Origin of the sequence: Micromonospora craterilacus (assembly GCF_003236315.1) — a bacterium.
GTDB classification, from domain to species: Bacteria; Actinomycetota; Actinomycetes; order Mycobacteriales; family Micromonosporaceae; genus Micromonospora; species Micromonospora craterilacus.
Window position 1 is genome coordinate 1 of sequence record NZ_POTY01000350.1, and the last position, 4,743, is coordinate 4,743.

2 protein-coding genes are annotated in these 4,743 nt (G+C 75.6%); one reads left to right on the forward strand and one right to left on the reverse strand.

The features are described 5' to 3' along the window. Nucleotides 1-356 (reverse strand): hypothetical protein (locus C1I95_RS31870; RefSeq protein WP_111219569.1); only part of this gene is annotated, 356 nt, incomplete at its 3' end. 179 nt (nt 357-535) lie between these two features. Between C1I95_RS31870 and C1I95_RS31875 the strand changes: the two genes are divergently transcribed. After that, nucleotides 536-4,743 (forward strand): ATP-dependent helicase (locus tag C1I95_RS31875; RefSeq protein ID WP_233514010.1); only part of this gene is annotated, 4,208 nt, incomplete at its 3' end.

A 4,743-nucleotide genomic window follows, 5' to 3' on the forward strand; every position in this document is an offset into this window, starting at 1 on the left:
GCCGGAGCCATTGCGTCGCGGCCGGGTCGGCCCTCGACCGTCAGGTCTGGCCGGCCGAGCTGGCGTGCCGCCCGGTTGACCAGCCGCTGGGCGGCGGCCAGGGACCGCACCGACAGCAGCCGGCCCTGGCTCTCGCGGCGCAGGACGAAGTAGTGCACGGCGGCGCGCACCTGCGCCCGGTCGGCCGCGCTGGCCTGGGCGGTGGAGATCACCAATTCACGCAGGCAGCCGGCGAGCCGCTCGGCCAACTCGAGCTCGGGACCGTGCAGCCCGGTGCGGAGGGCGGCGACATGGCTGTCGACCTTGCGGATCAGGACATCGGTGCCGGTCCTCGACCTCCGGTCCTCGACGGCCATCCGATCCCCTCCACCGTTCGCCACGTCGCGAGTGAAGTTACTTTACGTTGCCTGCCGCAAGCAAGCAGTTAAGTAAGGCTTAACGGAATCAACGGTCAAGTCGCCTGTAACAACTTAACCAGACATAACCCACCGGGTGGGCGGCGGCGGATGTCGGAGGCCGGGGGCAGGATGGGGTCGTGGCGGATTCCATCGGAGGGTCGGCCGGCGAGGCGGTGCTCTCCCGGTTCGGCCCGGCGACCCGGGAGTGGTTCGGCGCGGCCTTCGCCGCGCCGACTGCGGCGCAGGCCGGTGCCTGGGCGGCGGTCGCCGCCGGGCGGAACGCCCTCGTGGTGGCGCCGACCGGTTCGGGCAAGACCCTCGCCGCCTTCCTCTGGTCGCTCGACCGGCTGGCCCGCGAGCCCGCTCCGGCCGATCCCCGGCACCGGTGCCGGGTGCTCTACGTCAGTCCACTCAAGGCCCTCGCGGTCGACGTCGAACGGAACCTGCGTGCCCCGCTCGCCGGCATCCGGCAGGCGGCCACCCGGCTCGCCCTCACCCCACCGGACATCACCGTCGGCATGCGCACCGGCGACACCCCCGCCGACGAGCGGCGGGCCTTCGCCCGCACCCCGCCGGACATCCTCATCACCACCCCGGAGTCGCTGTTCCTGCTGCTCACCTCGGCCGCCCGCGACGCGCTACGCGGCATCGAGACGGTGATCGTCGACGAGGTGCACGCCGTGGCCGGCACCAAACGCGGCGCCCACCTCGCGCTCTCCCTGGAACGCCTCGACGAGCTGCTGCCCGCCCCGGCGCAGCGGATCGGCCTCTCCGCCACCATCCGGCCGGTGGACGAGTGCGCCCGGTTCCTCGGCGGCGCCCGGCCGGTCGACGTGGTCGCGCCGGTCACCGCCAAGACGATCGAGGTCAGCGTCCAGGTGCCGGTGGAGGACATGACCCGCCTCGACGAGCAGGAGGCGCCGGCGGACGACCTCGCCGGCCCCCGGACGGCGTCGATCTGGCCGGCGGTGGAGGAACGGCTCTTCGGGCTGATCCGGGCGCACCGCTCGACCATCGTCTTCACCAACTCCCGGCGCAGCGCCGAGCGGCTCTGCGCCCGGCTGAACGAGCTGGCCGCCGAGGAGACGGCGGCCGCACCCGTCCGCGCCGCCAGCCGTACCCCGGCGGAGATGATGGCCCAGGCCGGGGCGGTGGCCGGCGCCCCGCCGGTGATCGCCCGGGCGCACCACGGCAGCGTCTCCCGGGAGGAGCGCCGGCACATCGAGGAGTCGCTCAAGGCCGGTCAGCTGCCGGCCGTGGTCGCCACCTCCAGCCTCGAACTCGGCATCGACATGGGCGCGGTCGACCTGGTGGTGCAGATCGAGGCACCGCCGAGCGTGGCCGCCGGCCTGCAACGCGTCGGCCGGGCCGGGCACCAGGTCGGCGCGGTCTCCCGCGGGGTGGTGCTGCCCAAGCACCGCGGCGATCTGCTCTCCTGCGCCGTGGTCGCGGAACGGATGACCGACGCCGCGATCGAGGAGCTGCACCACCCCCGCAACCCGCTGGACGTGCTGGCCCAGCAGATCGTCGCGATGGTCGCGCTGGACCAGTGGCAGGTCGGCGACCTGGCGACGGTGGTCCGCCGGGCGGCGCCCTTCGCCGAGCTGCCCGATTCGGCCCTGCACGCCGTGCTGGACATGCTCTCTGGCCGCTACCCCTCGACCGCCTTCGCCGAGCTGCGTCCACGGCTGGTCTGGGACCGCGCCACCGACCTGCTGACCGGCCGGCCCGGCGCGCAGCGGCTCGCGGTGACCAGTGGTGGCACCATCCCCGACCGGGGCCTGTTCGGCGTCTTCCTGGCCGGCGCGGAACGCGCCGCCCGGGTCGGCGAGCTGGACGAGGAGATGGTCTACGAATCCCGGGTCGGTGACGTCTTCCTGCTCGGCTCCTCGTCCTGGCGGATCGAGGAGATCACGCCGGACCGGGTGCTGGTCTCGCCCGCACCCGGGCAGGCGGCCAAGATGCCGTTCTGGAAGGGCGACCAGCCGGGCCGCCCGGTGGAGCTGGGCAAGGCGATCGGGGCCCGGGTACGCGCCCTGCTCCGGCAGGGCGACGAGGAGGCGCTGGCCGGGCTGCGCACCGCCGGGTTGGACGACTGGGCCGCCGGCAACCTGATGGCGTACCTGCGCGAACAGCAGGCCGCCACCCGCGCGCTGCCGGACGACCGGACGGTGGTGGTGGAACGGTTCCGCGACGAGCTGGGCGACTGGCGGCTCGCCGTGCACAGCGTCCTCGGCGCCCGGGTGAACGCACCCTGGGCCCTGGCGATCGGCCGCCGCCTCGCCGAACGCTACGGCGTCGACGCGCAGGTGATGCCCGCCGACGACGGCGTCGTGGTACGCCTGCCGGACACCGCCGACAGCCCGCCCGGCGCCGACGTGGTGGCCTTCGACCCCGAGGAGATCACCCAACTGGTCGAGGAGTCGGTCGGCACGTCGGCGCTGTTCGCGTCCCGGTTCCGGGAGTGCGCCGCGCGATCGCTGCTGCTGCCTCGACGCGATCCCCGCCGCCGCCAGCCGCTGTGGCAGCAGCGGCAACGCGCCGCCCAACTGCTCGACGTCGCCCGCGAGTACGCCGACTTCCCGGTCACCCTGGAGGCGGCCCGGGAGTGCCTCCAGGACGTCTTCGACCTGCCCGCCCTGACCCAGCTGATGCGCGACCTGGCCGGCCGCCGGGTGCGGCTGGTCGAGGTGGAGACGGCCCGACCGTCACCGTTCGCCCGCTCCCTGCTCTTCGGTTACGTCGGCGCCTTCCTCTACGAGGGCGACGCCCCGCTCGCGGAGCGCCGGGCCGCGGCGCTGGCGCTGGATTCGGCCCTGCTCGGCGAGCTGCTCGGCCGGGTCGACCTGCGCGAGCTGCTCGACCCGGCGGTGCTCACCGAGACCGAGCGGCAGCTGCGCTGGCTGACCCCGCAGCGCCGGCCCCGGGACGCGGAGGACGCGGTCGAGCTGCTGCGCCAGCTCGGCGACCTGAGCACCGACGAGCTGGCCGAGCGCGGGGTGCCCGTCGACTGGCTGACCGACCTGGCGGCCGCCCGGCGGGTGCTGCGAGTACGCATCGCCGGGCAGGACCGCTGGGTGGGCGTCGAGGATGCCGGCCGGCTGCGGGACGCGCTCGGCGTGGCCCTGCCGGTGGGCGTCGCCGAGGCGTACCTCGAACCGGTCGCCGACCCGCTCGGCGACCTGGTCGCCCGGTACGCGCGTACCCACGCCCCGTTCGCCGCGGCGAGTTGCGCGGCGCGTTTCGGGTTGGGCGTCTTCGTGGTGGAGCAGGCGCTGCGCCGGCTGGCCGCCACCGGGCGGGTGGTCTCCGGCGAGTTCACCCCGGACACGGTCGGCACCCAGTGGTGCGACGCGGAGGTGCTGCGGCTGCTGCGCCGCCGGTCCCTGGCCGCGCTGCGCCGGGAGATCGAGCCGGTGCCGCCCCGGGCGCTGGCCACCTTCCTGCCGCGCTGGCAGCAGGTCGGCTCGTCGGCCCGTGGGGTGGAGGCGGTCGCCGCGGCGGTGGAGCAGTTGCAGGGCGTGTCCGTGCCGGCGTCGGCACTGGAACGGCTGGTGCTGCCCGCCCGCGTCGCGGACTACTCCCCCGCACAGCTCGACGAGCTGTGCGCCAGCGGCGAGGTGCTGTGGGCCGGCGCGGGGGCGATCTCCGGCGGGGACGGCTGGGTCAGCCTGGCGTACGCCGACACCGCCCCGCTGCTGCTCCCACCGCCGGACGACACGCTCGCCCGCACACCCTTGCACGACGCGGTGCTGGACGCCCTCGGCGACGGGCAGGCGTTGTTCTTCCGCCCCCTCGCCGACCGGGTCGGGGCCACCGACGACACCGAACTGACCACCGTCATCTGGGAGCTGGTCTGGGCCGGGTACCTCACCAACGACACCCTGGCGCCGCTGCGCACGGTGCTCGGCGGCGGCGGCGCGCACCGGTCCCGGCCGGCCGCCACGCGTGGCCGCTACCGGCGTCCCGGGCGGGTGGCCCTGCCGAGCCGGGGCGGCCCGCCGACCGCGGCAGGCCGCTGGTCCCTGCTGCCGGAGCGGGACACCGACCCGACCCGGCGCGCCGCGGCCCTGGCCGACGTGCTGCTGGAGCGGCACGGGGTGCTCACCCGGGGCGCGGTCGTGGCCGAGCAGGTGCCCGGCGGCTTCGCCGCGGTCTATCCGGTGCTGGCCGCACTGGAGGAGCGCGGGGTCGCCCGGCGCGGGTACTTCGTCGACGGGCTGGGCGCGGCGCAGTTCGCGGTGCCCGGCGCGGTGGACCGGATCCGGGCGCTGGCCGAGCCGCTCGACGGTGGGCGCGGAGCGGGCGGCCCGGCGGGGATGCTGGACGGCGGGCGGGCCCGGGG